The sequence below is a fragment of the Nitratiruptor sp. YY08-10 genome (assembly GCF_016629565.1).
In the GTDB taxonomy this organism is placed as follows: domain Bacteria; phylum Campylobacterota; class Campylobacteria; order Campylobacterales; family Nitratiruptoraceae; genus Nitratiruptor.
Genome location: NZ_AP023057.1, coordinates 383,403 through 403,072, shown reverse-complemented (window position 1 = coordinate 403,072; position 19,670 = coordinate 383,403). Strand labels below are relative to the sequence as shown.

At 35.0% G+C, this 19,670-nt stretch carries 20 protein-coding genes and 1 other RNA gene; 9 read left to right on the top strand and 12 right to left on the bottom strand.

The features are described 5' to 3' along the window. Positions 1-21: 21 nt before the first annotated feature. The 8 genes from JG735_RS02360 to clpS all read right to left on the bottom strand — a co-directional run bounded on the left by JG735_RS02360 (position 22) and on the right by clpS (position 7,636). Entirely contained in the window at positions 22-1,053 is a 1,032-nt protein-coding gene (locus JG735_RS02360) for an LptF/LptG family permease (protein ID WP_201335241.1), read from the bottom strand. A gap of 45 nt (positions 1,054-1,098) precedes the next feature. Further along, complete coding sequence (gene pth / locus JG735_RS02355) at positions 1,099-1,665, bottom strand: aminoacyl-tRNA hydrolase (RefSeq protein ID WP_201335240.1); 567 nt, start codon at positions 1,663-1,665, stop codon at positions 1,099-1,101. After that, positions 1,665-2,201 (bottom strand): 50S ribosomal protein L25/general stress protein Ctc, encoded by a 537-nt coding sequence (locus tag JG735_RS02350; RefSeq protein ID WP_012081761.1) that lies wholly within the window; start codon positions 2,199-2,201, stop codon positions 1,665-1,667. The genes pth and JG735_RS02350 overlap by 1 nt, the downstream gene beginning before the upstream one ends. A gap of 64 nt (positions 2,202-2,265) precedes the next feature. Beyond that, a complete protein-coding gene (locus tag JG735_RS02345) occupies positions 2,266-3,447 on the bottom strand; it encodes a type IV pilus twitching motility protein PilT (protein ID WP_201335239.1) in 1,182 nt (393 codons plus the stop codon). Between the two features lie 14 nt (positions 3,448-3,461). After that, on the bottom strand, positions 3,462-4,442 hold the full coding sequence (locus JG735_RS02340; RefSeq protein WP_201335238.1) for a transaldolase: 981 nt from the start codon (positions 4,440-4,442) through the stop codon (positions 3,462-3,464). A 25-nt stretch (positions 4,443-4,467) separates the two neighbouring features. Next, positions 4,468-5,157, bottom strand: a complete 690-nt coding sequence (aat, locus tag JG735_RS02335) for a leucyl/phenylalanyl-tRNA--protein transferase (RefSeq protein WP_201335237.1) — start codon at positions 5,155-5,157, stop codon at positions 4,468-4,470. After that, entirely contained in the window at positions 5,154-7,343 is a 2,190-nt protein-coding gene (gene clpA, locus JG735_RS02330) for an ATP-dependent Clp protease ATP-binding subunit ClpA (RefSeq protein ID WP_201335236.1), read from the bottom strand. Before clpA ends, aat begins: the two co-directional genes overlap by 4 nt. After that, positions 7,343-7,636: an ATP-dependent Clp protease adapter ClpS gene (gene clpS, locus JG735_RS02325; RefSeq protein WP_012081756.1), complete on the bottom strand. Its 294-nt coding sequence runs from the start codon at positions 7,634-7,636 to the stop codon at positions 7,343-7,345. The genes clpA and clpS overlap by 1 nt, the downstream gene beginning before the upstream one ends. A gap of 67 nt (positions 7,637-7,703) precedes the next feature. Between clpS and bioD the strand changes: the two genes are divergently transcribed. After that, positions 7,704-8,342 (top strand): dethiobiotin synthase, encoded by a 639-nt coding sequence (gene bioD / locus JG735_RS02320; protein WP_201335235.1) that lies wholly within the window; start codon positions 7,704-7,706, stop codon positions 8,340-8,342. Here the strand turns inward: bioD and JG735_RS02315 are convergent. Continuing rightward, the gene (locus JG735_RS02315) at positions 8,304-8,792 is read right to left on the bottom strand and encodes a glycine zipper 2TM domain-containing protein (protein WP_201335234.1); all 489 of its coding nucleotides are present in this window, start codon (positions 8,790-8,792) and stop codon (positions 8,304-8,306) included. The two genes, bioD and JG735_RS02315, sit on opposite strands and share 39 nt — an antisense overlap. A gap of 73 nt (positions 8,793-8,865) precedes the next feature. Between JG735_RS02315 and JG735_RS02310 the strand changes: the two genes are divergently transcribed. From JG735_RS02310 to JG735_RS02285, 6 genes are all read left to right on the top strand, one after another. After that, complete coding sequence (locus tag JG735_RS02310; RefSeq protein WP_201335233.1) at positions 8,866-9,744, top strand: aspartate carbamoyltransferase catalytic subunit; 879 nt, start codon at positions 8,866-8,868, stop codon at positions 9,742-9,744. Further along, positions 9,737-10,678: an aminodeoxychorismate synthase component I gene (locus JG735_RS02305; RefSeq protein WP_201335232.1), complete on the top strand. Its 942-nt coding sequence runs from the start codon at positions 9,737-9,739 to the stop codon at positions 10,676-10,678. Before JG735_RS02310 ends, JG735_RS02305 begins: the two co-directional genes overlap by 8 nt. Positions 10,679-11,279: 601 nt before the next feature. Beyond that, positions 11,280-13,052 (top strand): replication endonuclease, encoded by a 1,773-nt coding sequence (locus JG735_RS02300; protein WP_201335231.1) that lies wholly within the window; start codon positions 11,280-11,282, stop codon positions 13,050-13,052. Between the two features lie 12 nt (positions 13,053-13,064). Next, a complete protein-coding gene (locus JG735_RS02295; protein WP_201335230.1) occupies positions 13,065-13,274 on the top strand; it encodes a hypothetical protein in 210 nt (69 codons plus the stop codon). A gap of 125 nt (positions 13,275-13,399) precedes the next feature. Further along, on the top strand, positions 13,400-13,654 hold the full coding sequence (locus tag JG735_RS02290) for a hypothetical protein (RefSeq protein ID WP_201335229.1): 255 nt from the start codon (positions 13,400-13,402) through the stop codon (positions 13,652-13,654). 152 nt (positions 13,655-13,806) lie between these two features. Then, complete coding sequence (locus tag JG735_RS02285) at positions 13,807-15,072, top strand: FtsK/SpoIIIE domain-containing protein (RefSeq protein ID WP_201335228.1); 1,266 nt, start codon at positions 13,807-13,809, stop codon at positions 15,070-15,072. On the opposite strand, the gene JG735_RS02280 is transcribed toward JG735_RS02285, so the two are convergent. From JG735_RS02280 to trpA, 3 genes are all read right to left on the bottom strand, one after another. Then, on the bottom strand, positions 15,069-16,514 hold the full coding sequence (locus JG735_RS02280; protein ID WP_201335227.1) for a tyrosine-type recombinase/integrase: 1,446 nt from the start codon (positions 16,512-16,514) through the stop codon (positions 15,069-15,071). The two genes, JG735_RS02285 and JG735_RS02280, sit on opposite strands and share 4 nt — an antisense overlap. 146 nt (positions 16,515-16,660) lie before the next feature. Continuing rightward, positions 16,661-17,039: a transfer-messenger RNA gene (gene ssrA, locus JG735_RS02275) on the bottom strand. Positions 17,040-17,060: 21 nt separating this feature from the next. Next, a complete protein-coding gene (gene trpA, locus JG735_RS02270; RefSeq protein ID WP_201335226.1) occupies positions 17,061-17,801 on the bottom strand; it encodes a tryptophan synthase subunit alpha in 741 nt (246 codons plus the stop codon). A 78-nt stretch (positions 17,802-17,879) separates the two neighbouring features. Here trpA and panB point away from each other — a divergent pair, with 78 nt between their 5' ends. Continuing rightward, entirely contained in the window at positions 17,880-18,659 is a 780-nt protein-coding gene (gene panB, locus JG735_RS02265) for a 3-methyl-2-oxobutanoate hydroxymethyltransferase (RefSeq protein ID WP_201335225.1), read from the top strand. Then, complete coding sequence (gene ruvB / locus JG735_RS02260) at positions 18,659-19,666, top strand: Holliday junction branch migration DNA helicase RuvB (protein ID WP_236584195.1); 1,008 nt, start codon at positions 18,659-18,661, stop codon at positions 19,664-19,666. Before panB ends, ruvB begins: the two co-directional genes overlap by 1 nt. Positions 19,667-19,670 lie beyond the last annotated feature (4 nt).

Here is a 19,670-nt window from a genome sequence, read left to right as displayed (position 1 = left end):
CCCAATATTAGCAAAAAAGTGCTAAAACTTTTTATAAAGATAGAGGGCAATCACAAGAAGCAAACTTATCGGCAAGACAATAGCATACCACGCATCCAAAGAACCGTTAAAGGAAAGTTTTACGAGAGTAAAGAGGAATCCCCAGACAATCAAAGAAGTCACGGTAGCACCAAAAAGAAACAGATTGAGATTGGTAATCCTGGCGGTTACCGGAACGAAATAGTAGATGATAATCATCAAAAAAGGAGCAAAAAAAGGAAAAAGAAGCTGATAAAAAATAATCGCCTTGATTCGATCAACATTCAAAGACTGCTGCTTTAAAAGTTTTATCGCTTCCAGTGCATCAATGAGTGTAATAGAGCTTTTCCCCTCATATACTGAATCAAGAATTTTGGGTTTATAATCTTGTAAAATAGAAAGATCTGCCTTTTGTTCCACCAATTTCCCATCCACAGTTTTTACTACGGTTGCATTGCTTAGATGCCAGCTTCTTTTTTGAAATGTCGCACTGCGGGCAAAAATGATCCTTTTTAATTTTTGATTTTCAAGTTCGTAGACCTTCACACCCTCTGCTTTTTTATTAAGTGGATAGAGTTTTTCAAAGAAAACATAATCGTTGTTATATTTAAAAAAAAGATCTTTGGTGGCACTGGAAAGTGATTGGTATTTTTTGATGTTGTTCGCATACTCATCTGCATAGGCAAATGAGGTAAGATGCAAAAAAAGATATACAATAGTCAAAAAGAGTGCGGTGATAAAAACTGGCATTAAAACTCCACGTTTGCTATATCCTAAAGCATATATAGCAACAAGCTCATTGGAGCGTATCAATCTATTTTTGAGTGCAATGAGAGCAAATATCAACGTAATAGGAAATAAAAGATCGATTGCGTTTAAAGATTTATAATAAAGATAGAGAATCTGCAAGTTTGCTGAAGCCGGTAACGACTTGAAAACTTGAAAATAATCAAGACTGACAAAAAAGAGTGTCAAAGAGATCAGAAGAAGTACAAAATATTTGAAATAGTTGATTGCAAGATATCTATATATCATCGCCCCTCTTTGGTTGGCTTCGATGCAATTGTAACAAAAATTTTGTTAGGGGCAGTTGAGCTGTTTTTGCGAATATTGTGACCGTACTTCATCAAGGGATAATCGGGTCAAAGCCAAAGCAGCATCAGCAGCTTTATCGATAACAGGAACAATGCATTCTAACTCTTTTTGAGTAAAATCACTGAGGACATATCGGACAACGTCCTCTTTTCTTTGGGGTCTCCCTATGCCAAATCGTATCCGTATATACTCTTTTCCGATAAGCGCATCAATCGATTTGAGTCCATTATGGCCTCCGCTACTCCCACCTTTTTTGAATCGAAGAGCACCAAGCCCCAAATCCAAATCATCATGAACAACGATAATATTTTCTATATCGATTTTATAAAAATTTTTAACAGCTAGTACGCTTTGGCCACTAAGGTTCATATAGGTCAAGGGTTTTAGAAGAAACAGGGAGCCAGCTTTATAGAGTTCACCTTTGAACTCTTTTTTGGAAATAGAGGTTGGCTTGAGGCGTTCGATCAATCGATCGATCACCATAAAGCCAATATTGTGTCTATTGCGTTCATACTTGGGACCAGGATTGCCAAGTCCTACTATAAGATGCATTATTTCGCTTTTACAACCCCTACTACCGCAACGTGTGGCGCTGTCATATGTTCCACGCCTTCAGGAAGTTCAATGTCTCGAATCAAAATTGCATCCCCAACATCGAGGTTGCTGACATCAAGTGTGATACTATCAGGAATATTTTCGATAGCGCCTTTGACTTTGATTCTTCTTTTGGAAGTGACTAAAACACCTTTGTTCTTAAGACCAATCGGTGTTCCAACAGTTTTGATAGGTACCATATAGTATGTTACGACACCTGGTTGCGCAACCATCAAATCAACATGCAACAAATCATATGTTACAGGATCTTTTTGATACTCTTGAACAACGACTTCCAATTCTTTGTCGCCTACTTTCACTGGGAAAGCCAATTTTTCTTTATGCCGTACAGTCCGGATGAAATCACCCTTTTTGAACGCAGCATGAATATTTGGAAAATCTTTCCCGTAAATGTTGGCAATTAGATAACCATCCCGTCGTAAAGCTTTGGTAGCTTTTTTTCCGGTACTCTCTCTAACGATGCCTTCTAACATTGCTATTCCTTATTGTAAGATTTTAAAGGGAGCTAATTATATGAAAATTTATATTTTATTTTCCTTAAGATTCTTCTTTTAAATCAATGATTCCATCATCAAGAGAAATGTTCATATTTTGTGCCTCTTTCGCACTGCTTGCCACAATCCCTTTTATTGCCAATTTCATATCAGACGGACTCGTTGCGTTTTCTAATGCCGTATCCATATCAATAAGACCCCGTTTGTAAAGATCAAGGAGTGCTTGATCAAATGTCTGCATCCCATAGATTTTACCCTCTTCAATGGCTTCAGTTAATTCAAGGTCTCTTCCTTCAGCTATAATAGATTCAATTCTTTTTGTTTTGAGTAAAATTTCGACTGCAGCAATACGTCCACCATTTTTTTTACGGACAAGCCTTTGAGAAACAACTGCCTCCAATACAGAAGCCAAAATCATCCTCACTCTATTTTGTTCCTCAGCTGGAAAGACACTGATAATCCTATTGATCGTCTCTTTTGCATCGAGTGTATGGAGCGTTGAAAAAACAAGATGCCCCGTTTCTGCCGCATGCAATGCCATCTCTATGGTTTCAAGATCTCGCATCTCACCCACCAAGATAACATCTGGATCCTCACGCAATGCTGCCTTCAATGCGCTTGAAAAACTTTTGGCATCCTGCCCAATATTTCTCTGGTTTATAATAGATTTTTTATCCTGATGTACAAACTCAACCGGATCTTCTATGGTAATGATATGCTCTTTTCGAGTGACATTGATCTCATCTATCAAAGCTGCTAATGTTGTAGATTTACCACTTCCCGTAATCCCGGTTACTAATACCAATCCCCTTGGCATTTGCGTAATTTTATGAAGGGTGATGGGAAGACCCAGCTCATCGATCGACTTAATATCTGTTGGAATAACACGAAAAACGCCAGAGACTCCATTGAGTTGGAAAAAGAGATTGACACGAAATCGGATTTGCTCATTATATATATAGGTAAAATCGATATCCTTATTCTCCACCAACTCATCAAATCGTGTTCGAAGGAGCTCTTTTGCAAGTGTTAAAGCCTCTTCGCGCGTAATAACTTCAGATGAAAGTGGAATAATCTCCCCATGCACTCGTCCTCGTACAATCGACCCGGCTTTAAGATGTACGTCACTACCACCAAGCTCCACGAGCCTTTTTAAATATTTTCGAAACTTTTTTGTCGTCTCAAATGTGAGTTTACTCACATCGACATATTTGGATTCAAGCATATGTTACTCCATTCTTAATCGAGCTCTTGCAAAATCGCTTCAAATGCCTCTTCAAAAGCTTTGAGTCCTTCATGCAAAAGATCGTGATATACCTGCTTCATATCGATCTCATGTGCTTTGAGCATCGCGAAAAAATGATCAATCTCCTCTTCCGAAATAGGTAGTTTCGGCCTTTCATCTCCATCTTTCACAAACGCTTCAATGGTGGATAGAGGAGCTGTATTGACACTGTTTGGAGCAACTAAAGAAGAGATATAGTAATGCGCCGGATATGCACCGCCTTTGACACCCGTACTCGCAAACAGGGCTCTGGTGTAGGGAAGGTCTCTTTTTTTGATCATATTATATATTTTAGCCGCATTCATAATACCAACTTTCCCAATAGGTAAACCTTTGCTTTGTAAAATGGGATCGAGTTTTCTATCAAATCGACTCACAAAAATGCTTAGCACTTTGTGTGCATTTTGGTTCTTTTTGGATCCCCGCTCCATTGCATCCAAACACTCCCTTGCTTGGTATGGGGAGAAAATAAGAGTAGCATTGATATGAATGCCATCTGCAACCAATTCCTCGATTGCCTCACACCCTGCGGGAGTAACAGGAATTTTGATCATTACATTCTCTTTCCCGATCTCTTGAAAAAGTCTTTTTGCTTCTTGGACAGTACCTTGAGCATCATGTGCGAGTCTCGGGTCGACTTCGATACTCACAAAGCCGTCATCACCTTTATCATAAAGGGGTTTGAGTACATCGGCAGCCATTTGAATATCTTTGATAGCCAAAGCCTCATACTTTTCTTTTGGATTTTTGTTTTGTAGCAGATGGAGCTGAGCCTGATATGCAGAAGAGTTTAAAATGGCTTCTTTAAAAATGGCAGGATTACTTGTTGCCCCTGTGATTTTGTATTGACTGATTACTTTTTGGAATTCATTTTGGATAAACTCTCTTTCTAAAAAATCGAGCCACAAAGAGAAATGGATCTCGTTGTTATACATATTGTCCCTTTTTTATAAAATTTCATTATAGAGTAGTATTTTTGGGCTTAAAGTTCCATTTGCCAAAAACTCCTGGCTTTTGAAGAGCACTTTCTAATTCTTGAAGAAACTGGTCTCTAGAAATTTCTACAGCTCCCAGACGTTTAAGGTGTGCGCTTGGAATCTGACAATCGATAAAATCAAGCCCATTTTCTTGAGCAAATTGAGTCAGATGCACAAGAGCTACCTTACTTGCATCACTCACCAAAGCAAACATACTCTCACCAAAAAACGCTCCACCCAGACTCAAACCATACAGTCCTCCCACCAGTTCTCCATTTTGGTATGTTTCCACACTATGAGCAAATCCCATCTCATGCAGTTCACAAAAGACTTCAATGATTTCAGGGAGAATCCACGTTTCACTTCTGATATCTTTACAATTTCGAATAACCGCTTCAAAATTTTGATCAAAACGGACTTCAAACTTTTTCAGACTCTTTTTCAATGAGCGTGAAATTTTTATATCTTCAGGATAGAGTACCAATCGTGGATCCGGTGACCACCAAAGAATCGGATCACCCTCGTTATACCAAGGGAATATTCCTCTTTTATAGGCTTGCAGGACCCTGTTTGGACTCAAATCGCCCCCAAAGGCAACGATGCCTTCAGGTGACGCGAATCTCGGGTCTGGAAATGTATAGCTAAAAAGACTCAGTTGTGGAATATAAATCATTGTATCGTAAAAGCCAATTTCCCTTTTTTCTCATCGATTTTCACTTTTCCGCCGTGACGTAGTTTCCCGAACAAAATCTCGTTCGTCAAAGGCGTTTTGATCTCTTCGCTGATTACTCGCGCCAACGGTCTTGCACCAAGTTCAGGGCTATATCCTTTTTGTGCGAGATATTTTTTGGCTTTTGGCGTCAATGAGAGTGTGATCGATTTGTTGTCGAGCTGATCGTTCACTTCGGCTATGAATTTATCCACGATCCCTTCTACGATCTCTTGAGACAGAGGTCTAAACCGTACAATCGCATCGAGTCTATTTCGAAATTCTGGCGTAAAGTACTGTTTCAACGCTTCATCAAATTTGCTCACACTCTCTTGCTTGAAGCCCATAACATTGGCTTCTGTGGCTCCAACATTGCTTGTCATTATTAATACGACATGTTTAAAATCGGCAACATTCCCATTGTTGTCTGTCAATGTCGCATTGTCCATCACTTGCAACAAGATATTGATGAGATCTGGATGGGCTTTTTCTATCTCATCTAGCAAAAGCACCGTATATGGATGCTTTCGAATCGTCTCTGTCAAAAGACCACCCTCTTCATATCCTATATATCCCGGAGGCGCACCGATTAGCCTTGATACGGCATGTTTTTCCATATATTCACTCATATCAAAGCGCTCAAAGTGTACGCCCATTGTCCGTGCAAGCTCTTTTGCTAGTTCTGTTTTCCCTACACCTGTAGGCCCTACAAATAAAAATGAACCTATCGGCTTGTTTGGCGGATTGAGACCTGCACGGCTGCGCTTGATGGCCATTGCCAGCTGTTCAACTGCTTCTTCCTGTCCAAGAACCCGCTCTTTTAGTCTTTCCTCCAAATTTTTCAATATTTCCAAATCATCACTCGTTACTCGCTGTGGCGGAAGTCCTACCATTTTTGCGATGGTATCTTCAATATCGTTGACTGTGACAACAGCTCTTTTTTTCTTTCGGAGGTGAAAACTTGCCCCAACCTCATCGATCAAATCGATCGCTTTATCAGGAAGTTGCCTGTCATTGATATATTTGTCACTCAACTCCACTGCACTTCTCAACGCACTGATATGGTATTTAACTTTGTGATGGGTTTCATATTTTGATTTGAGCCCTTTTAGTATTTTAAAAGTTGTCTCAAGATCCGGTTCTTTCACATCCACTTTTGCAAACCGGCGGCTGAGTGCCCTGTCTTTTTCCAAAAAGTTTCGGAATTCAGAGTATGTTGTCGCACCGATACATTTGATCGCTCCACTGGCAAGGGCGGGTTTGAGCATATTGGATGCATCCATACTGCCTCCTTGCGTAGCTCCAGCCCCGACAATCGTATGAATCTCATCAATAAACAAAATAGCATTTGGTATAGCCTTAAGCTCCTCTACCACACCTTTGAGCCGCTTTTCAAAATCGCCCCGGTACTTTGTTCCAGCCAAAAGGGCACCCATATCAAGAGAATATAAAGATGCTCCTTCCAAAACATCAGGGATTTCTCCCGCTGCAATTTTGAGCGCCAACCCTTCTGCAATCGCCGTTTTTCCGACACCAGGCTCACCAACGAGCAAAGGATTGTTTTTCTTTCGTCGGCAAAGGATCTGCATCACCCTCTCAATCTCTTTATCCCGACCAATGACCGGATCGATTTTGCCCTCTTTGGCCTCTTTTAAAAGATCAATTGTAAATTTTGCCAGATAGGACTCTTCATCCGTCTTCTTGGAAGGTTTGGTCTCAACCACTTCTTCTTGATGGGAAACAATCTCCATGATATCAAGCTTTGAAATCCCCTGCTCTTTCAAAAGATAGACGCTATATGAGTGCTCTTCATCAAATAGTGCTACAAGAAGATCACCAACAGTCGCCTCTTTCTTTTCCGCATTTTGAATGTGGCGTATCATATTTTCGATCACTCTTGAAAGTGCCACTGTTTCAAAAGGCTCACGTACTATATTTTCAGGTAGTGGCTTTAAAACTGATTCAAGATGCTGGGTGAGCTTACGCTTCATGATTTCAATATCGGCTCCAGCCTCTTTTAAAATTTTGGCTCCATCAGAACTGTTGAGAAGAGCCAAAAAAACATGTTCAACTGTCAAATATTCATGTCTGTGTCTTTTGGCATATTTTACAGCCTCTTTAAAAATTGAATTGAGTTGATTGCTTATCATTACTCTTCCTCCATTACTGCTTTGAGGGGAAATTCGTGCGCTCGCGCAAGTCTGTGCACCTGGTCAATTTTCGTTTCTGCAATCTCATATGTATAGATACCGCACAAACCTTTCCCCTGTCTATGAATGGTCAACATGATATTGACCGCCTCTTCATAACTTTTGTCGAAAATATCACAAAGGATATCCACGACAAAATCCATTGTTGTGTAGTCGTCATTGAGTAAAAACACCTTATATTTTTTTGGCTCCTCTAATTTGACGACCTCTTTTGTTTCTACCTTTTCTCCCACTCGTCCCCTCTTTAAACTTCATTTTATTTTATTGTAATATATTTTTGTAAATTCCAAAAGGAGCAATATGCAAATATTTGTTACCGCTACCAATACCGGTGTGGGCAAAACATACACCACACTTCAGCTAATGGAAATTTCCCATAAGATGGGGTTGAAACCTGGAGCTATTAAACCGATAGAAACGGGAGTGCACGGCATTCCTGAGGATGGTAGCAAACTTTTGCAAAAATGTCAAGAGCTTAATCCTAACTTAAAAGATGTCGCAATAGATGATATTGTTCCTTACCAGTTTTCTTTACCAGCCGCTCCATATGTCGCCAAGAAAGATAGAACAATCGACTTGGAATATATTCGAAAAAAGATAAATATGATGTACGAAGCCAGCGACATTCTTTTTATAGAAGGAGCCGGAGGATTGATGGTCCCAATAGAAAAAGATTTTTTCATGATCGATCTGATCAAATTTTTAGACACTCCAGCTCTTTTGGTTACACCCTCAAAACTAGGCTGTATCAACGATACTCTGCTTTCGCTCAATCTTCTTAACAACTCAAAAATAGCGCACCAGTGGTATATCAATCTTCATGAAGATAAAGATGATTTTTTCGAAATCACCTATCCTTTTTACAAAGCGTACTTTGATGAAGTTCCGCTGGAGCTTTCATCAGTACTCCAGCGTTACTCGCACTCGTATTCTTCGTAATGGCCTATTGCTATATTTCATAATATCTCGTCCCATAACTCTGGCATAGTTTTTATACTCATACACATGCTCTTGTGTCTCTTTGTATCGCGTTCTACATCTTTTTACTGTTCGATACCCCGGTCTTGCATTTCTTTCTGCAAGATTTTTGCCGACAAGTGAACCTATAATGGCTCCTCCTATGGTTGCAGCTGTCTTTCCGCTGCCCCCTCCAATTTGATGACCGATAATTCCTCCGGCCGCACCTCCGATAATCGCTCCCACTGTTCCATCACTACTCTCATCTTCCGGGATCTCTTCGTACCAACACTCTTCATAAGGCACTCGCTTTGTCACTACACGTTCTACTTCAACGCTTTTATAAACAGGAACCGACTTTGTAAAAGTGATCACTTCGGCAAAAAGCTGAGAAATAATGGCAACACTTAAAAGAACAAGAAGCTTTTTCATTTTTCACCTCCTCTATTTTTAGTATAATAGCAAACTTAGTTACTATAACTTACGATTGTGAGGCAATTGTGAAATGAAACGCCATCTGATTACTACAAACGATTTTACAAAAAATGAGATAGAAAATCTTTTTTATGATGCGAAGAGATTTTTGAATGAACCAACGCCTCATCTTTTAAAAAACAAACTTATCATTACCATTTTTTTCGAAAACTCTACCCGTACACGAAGCAGTTTTGAGGTAGCCGCAAAACGCCTTGGAGCAGAGGTTGTCAATCTGGATGTCTCCAAAAGCTCCACAAAAAAAGGCGAAACGCTCTTCGATACCGCGGCAAATCTCAATGCTATGGAACCACATGCCATCGTCGTTCGACACAAAAGTGCAGGTGTTCCATATATTTTGTCAAAATATGTAAGCTGCTCTTTGATCAATGGCGGAGATGGCGCTCACGCCCATCCGACGCAGGCACTGTTGGACCTTTTTACTCTTAAACAGCACTTTGGTGATGTCCATGGAAAAAAAATAGCGATTGTAGGAGATATCAAAAATTCTCGAGTAGCAAACTCAAATATCGAACTTTTGCAACGTTTTGGCATGGAAGTCATTTTGGTAGCTCCGCCACACTTTTTACCAAAAACCGATCTTCCTAGTACATATAGTATCAAAGAGGTCATCGATGATATCGATGCCATTATGAGCCTGCGCACACAGACAGAGCGGCACAAATATCCTATATATGCCAGCTTAAGAGACTATGGAAGCGATTTTTGTATTACGAAAGATTTGATCAAAGATAAAGACATTATCATTTTGCATCCTGGTCCCGTACATCGAAATATCGACATCAGTGATGAAGTTTTGGCAGATCCAAGATGTAAAGTCTTAGAACAGGTAAAAAATGGTGTCGCTGTACGCATGGCAGTTTTAAAAAAACTCATTATGCATGGATAGGCTCAGCTACTACGCACAAAAAGAGATCCCTTTTCTTTTTGTCATCGACTATAAAAAACAAAATATTTTCGTTGAGCCAATCAAGACACTTTCAAATATCTTCTTTCAAACTCCTCTTGCAAGCAATTTTAATTTTACTTCATCTAAACCGTGTCGCATCCTATCGATCCAGCCTATTTCATTGAAACAGTATCAAAAGGCATTTGACAGAGTACAAGAAGAGATAAAAAGAGGCAACACTTATCTGCTCAATCTCACTTTTCCCTCTACTATCACTGTAAATTGTACTTTGTTGGAAATCTTTCAGGCTACAAAAGCAAAATTCAAACTCTATTTTGATGATGCTTTTGTCTGCTTCTCTCCTGAACGTTTCGTCAAAATTCAAAACAATACAATCTCCACTTATCCTATGAAAGGCACGATCGACGCAACATTTCCGAATGCAAAAGAGAAGATTTTGAATGATGCAAAAGAGATGGCAGAACATATTATGGTGGTCGACCTTCTAAGAAACGACCTCAATATGGTCGCAACCAATGTCAAAGTCACAAAATTTCGCTATATCGATCAGGTCGTAGCCCAAGAAAAACAGTTGTTGCAAGTAAGCAGCGCTATAGAAGGCTTGTTACCAAAAGATTGGAAGAAACATCTTCATACGATATTTGACAAACTTTTACCTGCCGGCAGCATCTCTGGTACGCCAAAACGGTCCACTTGCCAAATCATCGAACGGGTCGAACAGTATGATAGAGGCTTTTATACAGGAGTTTTTGGTATTTTTGATGGGAAAAATCTCGATAGTGCCGTGATGATTCGATTTATTGAAAAAACACCTTATGGATATCTCTATAAAAGCGGAGGCGGTATCACAATCGACAGTAACATGCAAAAAGAGTATCAGGAGATGATCGATAAAATCTATGTACCTGTTTAATCTGGTGGAGGTGTGGGGAAGATTTAGAGCATATTGTAAACCTAAAAAGTTCCCATAATAAGGGGTTTTTGTATTCATTTGATACCCTTTTGTATAAAATTATGTATTAAAAAATTTTACAACATTGTTTATTATTTTTTTCAAAAAATATAAAAATATAAATCCACAATAATGTATTACCTCAAAAAAATCCTAAAATGTTTAATTTTTAGTTTTCCTCCTCTTTGCATAAAATAAAAAATTTTAGATATTCAATTAAATAAGTGTGTGCAAAGCACACACACTGTTATGGTTTGATCTAATGTAAAAAAAACATTTTAAACACTCCAACATTTTTATTTATTCTCTCTGTTTGTCTCCTTTTTTACTTCTTTATTTCTCTCTCTCTTTCTTTTTTGCATCCCCTGCAAGGGGTGCAAAAAAAAGAGAAAAAAAGAAAGAGAAAGAGAAAGAAGCCCCTTATAGGGGCTTTCTGTTATAGCTTGATTATCTTAATAAAAAGTGTTGGTAAAAAATTAATATATATATTTAATATTTTTTTGAATTTTGCAAAAAATTTATTATAATTAAATAAGAAAATATTATAAAAGGAAAAATAAAGGTGAATGTAAATAATACATTATTTAATGAATATAAAAAACTTCCTAAAAAATTTATTGCAGATGCAATAGAAAAAGAAAACAAACAATTACATTATTTAAAAAATTTTTCTGCAGTAAATAATTATACTGGAGAGATTTATAGCATTTATTTTTCCTATGAAAAACAAATAAAACAACAATATGAAAATATTTTACAAAAAATTATGTATAACAAAGTAAAAGCAAGTGAGAATAATTTAATCCCTATTTTCATTACTTTCACAGCTCCCTCAAGATTTCACCCATTTAAGCAAAAACCAAATGGCAAAAATGTAATAAATGAGTATAACTATTTTGTTAATAATTATTATGAATATAATAGTATTGATGAGGGAATAAAAGAAGCTTATCAATTTCTTAATAAAATGTGGAGAGAATATTATATAAATATTAAAACAAGTAAAAAATATAGAAAAATAGCAAAAAAAATAAGATATGACTTATTTTTTGAATATCATAAAAGCTATATTCCTCATTTACATGCATTAATTTATATACCTACTGAAATGTATGAATATGCCCAAAAATCCTTTGTTAATTTAATAAATAAGAATAATATGGAAATAAGAGCAAATAAATTTTTGAAAATTGAAGATAAGAAAGAAAAGAAAAAAAAGAAGCTAAATAAATTGGATGGTGCTGTATTGTATATTTCTAAATATATTAGAAAAACTCTTGATGAAATTGTAAAAAAACCTGAAAATGTATATCAATATATTGGCTGGAAATCAGCCCATAAAATAAGAATTTACAGGGGGTCAAATTCTGAATTGGCATTATATTTATATAATAAAATTTATCATAATTTGGAAGAAAAAGAGAAAAAAACATTGTTAGAAAGGGCAAAAAAAAATAATACCTGCCTATTATATGAAATTGAAAAAATAGCAGAAATCAAAAGAACAGTTATAAATACAAAAAAAACAAAAATAAAAAATCAAAAAATAAATAAAAAATATTATGCAAATGTTGAAGTTTCAAAACAAAAAAGATATGACAAAATGGCAATGATAGATTATTTGAGTCAATATTATGAACCAAAAACATTAAGAAAATTGGGGGTTGCAGATTTATATAATTTATTTTCAAAATCTTTTGGATTTGATTTTACATTATATAAAAATTCAATAAAAACAAAAAAAGAAGAAATAAAAAAGATAAAAAAAGAAATAGAAAATAAAATAAAAAATGTTGAATTGATGGAGTTAAAAAATATAGAAAAATTCATTGAAATAACAAAAGAAGCAAAAAAAGCACAAGAAGAAATTAAAAAATATAAAAATGATGAGTATGCATTAATGTCAATTGTCATAATGAAAGAAGATAATGAAACTGTGGAGGATTTTATAAAAAATTTAAATGAAAAAATAGAAAAAGAAGAAAAAGAATTAAAAAAACTAAAAAAAGAATATGAAGAAATGAAGGAAAAAAGTACAGAATATAAAAAAACATTAATGAAATTATTGAGAAATAATAATTTTGAAGAGTTAAGAGAAAAATTATATGAAAATAATGATGATAAAACTGCTAATTATGTTAGTGAAATAATTTATAAAATGAGAGAAATAACCAAATTAGGGGCAAAATTGAAAGAACTGCAAGAAATCAAAAAAGAAGCAATTAAAAATTATTACAAAATTGAGAAAATGGAAATATATAGATTAGATCCAATGAAACAAGCATATACACAAATTTATAATAAAAGTGATATAGCTTTAATTTTTTCAAATTGAAAGGGGTAAAAAATGGCATATAAAAGCAAAAAAACAGGTGAAATTAAAGGTGATTTACATTTATTTATAAATAAATCTGTAATAGATAAATTCACAGGAATAATAAAAATGGAAGGGAAAAAAAGGAATGAAGTTATTGAGGAATTATTAAAAAAATATATAGATGAATATGAAAATAAATTAATCAAAAAAAAGAAAGAAGAAATATTTTTAAATTTTTAAGCCCTCAAAACCCCCATAACTTCATTACTTTTACAATTTTTTAAATATTTTTTAAATTTTTTTGCAATTGAAAAAAATTTATTATAATATAAGTGTATATAAAATTCAACATAAAGGATAAAAAAATGGAACTATATATCAAAGGCAAAGTATTCAGTGTTAAACCTGTAAAAAAAGGTGAGGAAGTTGTAGCATATCAATTGCAATTTTTAGAAGAATTGCCTGAGGGTGGAGTAAATTTACAACAAATAAAAGCACCTGCTGAAGTTGTAAAAGATCCAAAAAATTTAAAAGATAAGCAAATAATGGCAAAAGTAAGGGCTAATGTATTCAATGGCATTATTTATTATAAAGCTGAAAATATCAAAATAGGGGGATAATTTCCCTCTATTTATTTAAAAGGGGGTAAAAATGGGTATTGAGATGAGTTTAATGGAATATATTATTACTTATATATTTTTCATTATTTTAATTGCAATTGCTTTATTTCCTATATCTTTTTTATTATCTTTTATAATTATGAGGTTAAAAAATGGCAAAAAGAATTATAGGAATATTACTATATAAATTTTTGAAATATGCCCTAATTTCCATTGTTTTATTACCTCTATTTTTTAATATTTATACATTAATAAAATATGGTGTAATCTCTGATCCATTGCAATTAAATACATATAAATACATATATAAAAACTATTACAACTATATCCCTATTATTTTTATTTCATTAGTTATTATTTCATTTCTATATAATGTAATGAAAACAAAAAAATCCCCATTGTTTTGGATTAAAGCCTATTTGCTTCCTTATTCTTTTAATTTTTATGCACAAATCAAAAAAAAGAAAAATGGAGAAAATAAAGTAAATTCCTATATTTTTGACAAAATGAAAAAAATGACAAAAGATTACATAATTTACAAAAATCCTATAAAAATTAATTATGATAACTATTATAAAGCTCTTGAGGATATTAAGCAATATTTGCAAGTTGAATTTATTAGGGTTGAAAGATATGGAAGCAAGGGAATAAAATTATATATCAATAACCCTGTAAAGTCTTTTCAATTTAATGAAAAATATTATAAAAAAGGGAAAATATATATAGGCAAATCATTAGAAAATAAAGATATATACATATCTTTGAAAGATTTAACTCATATTTTAATAGCTGGCCAAAGTGGAGCTGGTAAAAGTGTATTTCAAAATTTATTAATAGCTAATTTTATCTATAATTTGGATAATTTAGATTATTTATTTTTAGTGGATCTAAAGGGGGGAGTTGAATTTTTTGAATATTCCAAAAAAGACAAAAAAATAAAAGTCATAACTAAAGTCCAAAGCCTTTTAGATTTTACTAATAAATTGATTCAAATAATGGAAAAAAGATATTTATATATGAGAAAAAATAATATAAAAAATTGGAATGGAAAACAGATAATAGTAATGTTTGATGAGTTTGCCTCAATTAATGATCAAGCAACATTGTTAGAAAAAAAAGAATATCAACAATTATTGAAGAATTTAAGGACATTATTAGCCAAAGCAAGGGCATCAGGTATTAAGTTTTTTATTGCAACTCAAAAAGCCACCTCAGATAGTATTGACACTACTTTAAGAGAAAATTTACAAACCAAAATCCTCATGAGAACAATAAGCAAAGAAGCTCAAAGAGCAGTTTTAGGGGATAATGAAATAATTGAATCACTTGGCTTAAATCCTGCTGATTTTGGCAAAGGTCAATTTATAATAAGATCTGACACAATTCAAACTATTGTCCAAAGCCCATATATTTGTTAAAATTCTTCAAGATTTATATTTCTGTAATTTACTTCATTATCTAAATTTTTTTTATATTTACTAATTTCTTCTAAGAAATTAAGAGTAGAAATAGCTTTATGTAATTCACTATCTTTTACTTTATTGAGGTTGTAAGTGCTAAAAGTAATATTATCTTGGGTACTATGTCCAACTAATAATTTTATTATATTTTCATCAATTCCATTTTCATATAGCTTTATTACAAAATTTTTTCTCAAACTATGAAAGCTTTTTCTCTCATGATTTATTATATTTTTCATTTTTCTGCTTACTCTTTTTTGCAATGCATCAGCTTTATTTTGGGCATTTATATTAAATAAATTATCACTATTGCAATTTTTTACATATTTTTGCATTATTTCAAAAATATCTTGGTGAATTGGTATTTTTCTTTTTGCATTTGCTGTTTTGCCTTTTTCTACATGTATAAATTTATTGACTAAATCTATATTTTCCTTTTTTAAATTTGCAATTTCTCCAATTCTCATTCCTGTGTATAATCCTATCAATACTATATCTTTCTCAAATTCTTTTTTCTTTTCTGTAAAATTTTTTATCAATAATGCTAATTCTTCAATTGAATACTCCATAATATTTTTTATTTCTTCTTTCACAGGTTTAATAATTTCAGTTGGATTTTTGGCAATATAGCCATTAAATTCAAAAAATTTAAACATTGCTTTCCACGCTATTATTATGTTGTTGATGGTTCTGCTTTCTAATTTTTTATATTCTTTATCTTTATATAATTCTATTACCTGCTCATATTTTAGATTTGGATGCTTTAAAATTGTGTGGCTTGGGATTTTTAATAACTTATATTGTATATCTTTAAAAAAATCTGAAGTAAATTTAAATATTTTTTCATTTTCATCAGTAAATAATAAAAGATATTTATATCCTTTATTATACATCTCCATAGTTTTTTTGCTTATTTTCTCTATTTCTCTTTTATGTCTAATGAATTCTTGAAAACCAATTTTTAGGGTTTTGCTTGTAATATTTTTATCTGTTTTTATTGATATGCTTTTAATTTTTCCTTTTTGCCTTTCTTTTTCTAATTCTTCTTTTATTATTTTTTCTATTCTTTTAAGAATTTTAGGATCTTCTCCATTTTCAGAAGCCAAACTTACTTCAAAATTTAGATTAAAATTATCCAAAATATTACTGCTTACTATTTTTTCCTCTATGATTTTTTTGATAATTTCATCATTTTCTTTAGGTTGATAATCTTTTAATAAATCATCATCAACAACCATTATTAGGATACTTTTGCCCAATATTTTCTCCCTTTGCCTATATGTCAACAAATCATTAATTATAAATTTTTTTAATAACTTTAATTTTCTAATGTTTGCTCTTATTTTATCTTTTGTTTTTAAACTTTTATGTATAAGTCCTTTTTTTGTTCTTATATGCAAATAATAATATCCATTCAGATTATAAAGATATTCATTATTATTTTTCAGATAATCATATATTATTTTTCTATTTGTGTAAAAAATTGTATCAAAAAATTTTTGAGGGTCTTTTGAATTTACCATAAAATGGGGATTATAAAAGCTTTTGGTGGAGGTGTGGGGAATCGAACCCCAGTCCGGAAACAACCCACCACAGGCCTCTACGTGCGTAGTAGCGCTGATTGATCTCGATTGATACAGGTTCAGCGCCCGAAACCTGTATCAACCCAGCCTAAAGGTGTCGATGAGCGGCTAGGCAACCGCTCATCCGAGCCCTCGAATGGATGACCCCGCAAAATCCTCTCTTTGAGGGCTAAGAGAGGTGCGAGGGACCGTAAGTATCTTCGTTAAACTTACGCTGCTACTGCGTAAGCCGGTCTATAATCTGTATTGTTTGCGTCTATTTTTTTGAGGAGTTTTTACGGCGTTCCTCAAGCCGGCACGCAGCCTGTGACAGACTGCTCCCGTCGAAGCCATGTCACCCCCATAATATGGGGTAACCAAGCCTTAGGAGTTGATTTGTTCCTTAATCTTTCCTGAAAGCTCGGCAATTCTAGCAATTTTTTCACTGTTTGTCAAGTTTTCATCCAATAATACCTTGACAAATGCACTTCCTACGATGACGCCATCAACATCTTTGGCTTTCTCTTTCGCAGTCTTTTCATTGACTCCAAAGCCAAGATACACTGGAGTATCTGTTGTTTCTCGAATCCATGTAATTATCTGGCTCAAATCTTCACTTTTTTGTGCCCCGGTAATCCCTGCATACGCAACAAGATAGATAAATTTTTTCGAATCTTTTAAAATCGTTTTTATTCGCTCTTTGCTATCTGTAGGAGCAACAAAATCGATAAGAGCTATCTCATTCTCATCAAAAAGGGACCGATACGCCAGGGCTTCTTCATAGGGCAAATCTGGAATGATAAAACCGCTGACTCCAAGCTCTTTGGCTTCCTCAATACTTTTTTGCATACCTCGATGATAAAAAGGATTGAAATACCCCATCCATAATGTATCAATGGAACCGGCTACCGCATTAGTAATATCCAAAAGATCTTGAAAGCGAAATCCATTGCTCAAAGCTCTTACATTTGCCTCTTCTATAATTGGTCCGTCAGCAACCGGATCACTAAAAGGCACACCCAACTCAACACTGTCAAGCCCTTTTTCTTTCATAGCCAAAATGAGATCGATCGTAAAATTTTTATCGGGATAGGCAGAAGTTATATATCCTACGAGCTTTTTCACATGATGCCTTTAAAAGTTTTTTGATTGTAATTATACCCTTTTTTTGATAAAATTGAGGCAACTTCACAAGGGGCATCAATGAGAAAAAAGCAGACCATAAACACCATAAAATCGGCAAAAAACAGCGATAAGCTTGTCATGATTACTGCATATGATGCACTGTTTGCAAAACTTTTTGAGCCGATTGTGGATATGATTTTGGTAGGCGATAGTCTCAATATGGTATTTGCTGGAAAACCAGATACACTCTCTGCTACATTGGATCAGATGATCTATCATGCCAATGCTGTATGCAACGGCGCACCTTCTGCTTTTGTCGTTTTGGATATGCCCTATGGGACATATACGAATGAACAAGAAGCCTTACACAACGCCATACAAATTTATAAAGAGACTAGTGTCGATGCAATAAAGCTTGAAGGTGGAAAAGAGAAAGCCGATCTTATTCAAACACTCTGTACAAACGGTATAGCTGTTATGGGTCATATTGGACTTCTTCCTCAACACGTCCGTGGTCAAGGCGGCTATAAAGTGGTCAATGATGCTGACAAGCTCATCGAAGATGCTAAAGCGCTGGAAGATGCAGGGGTATTTAGCATTATTATCGAAGGTGTGAAACCAGATGTTGCAGCCAAAGTCACACAAGCTGTGCATATACCGGTGATTGGTATCGGCGCAGGGAAAGAGACAGACGGCCAGGTGCTTGTGTGGAGTGATATGCTTGGACTCTTTGAAGAGTTTAAACCAAAATTTGTCAAACGCTACCTTGATGGTGCAACACTGATCAAAGAGGCTGTTTCAAGATATGCCAATGAAGTGAAAGAGGGCTCCTTTCCAAGCGAGGAGTACAGTTACTGATGGAACGAATCGTCGAAGTTGAAAAATTTAGCGAAGAAAACAGTTTCGAAACCACCCTTCGCCCAAATGACTGGGATGAATATATCGGGCAGGAGAAAATCAAAAACAATCTCAAAGTCTTTATTCAAGCGTGTAAAAAACGAAACGAAACCCTTGATCATGTTCTCTTTTTTGGACCTCCGGGGCTTGGGAAAACGACGCTTTCTCTTATTATCGCTTCGCAGATGGAAGCAAATATCAAAATCACAGCTGCACCGATGATCGAAAAGAGCGGGGACTTGGCTGCAATACTCACAAACCTTGAAGAGGGAGACATCCTTTTTATTGATGAGATTCATAGGCTCTCTCCCGCCATCGAAGAGATACTCTATCCGGCTATGGAAGATTTTCGTCTCGATATCATTATAGGAAGCGGTCCAGCGGCACAAACCATTAAAATCGATCTGCCCAAATTTACCCTCATTGGTGCGACAACCAGGGCCGGAATGCTCAGCTCCCCTTTGAGGGATCGCTTTGGTATGCATTTTCGTTTGCAGTTTTATACTCCACAAGAACTTGCACAAATAGTAACAAATGCGGCAAAGAAACTATCGAAAAATATTGAGAACGATGCAGCATTGGAAATCGCAAAGCGAAGCCGAGGAACTCCAAGAATTGCATTGAGACTCTTAAAAAGGGTTCGGGACTTTTCCGATGTGGCAGATGAACAAACTATCACATTGCAACGGACCAAAGAGGCTTTGGAAGCGCTTGGAGTGGACGAAAGAGGTTTTGATGAGCTTGACTTGAAACTCCTCAAACTCTTAGCTGACGCAAAAGGAAAGCCTTTGGGACTCAGCACTATTGCTGCCGCACTCAGCGAAGACGAAGGAACGATTGAAGATGTGATCGAACCGTATCTCTTGGCAAACGGATATCTGGAAAGAACAGCACGGGGCAGAGTTGCTACACTCAAAACATATGAGATTTTAAAACTCTCGCCCAATATACAAAATTCACTCTTTTGAGGAC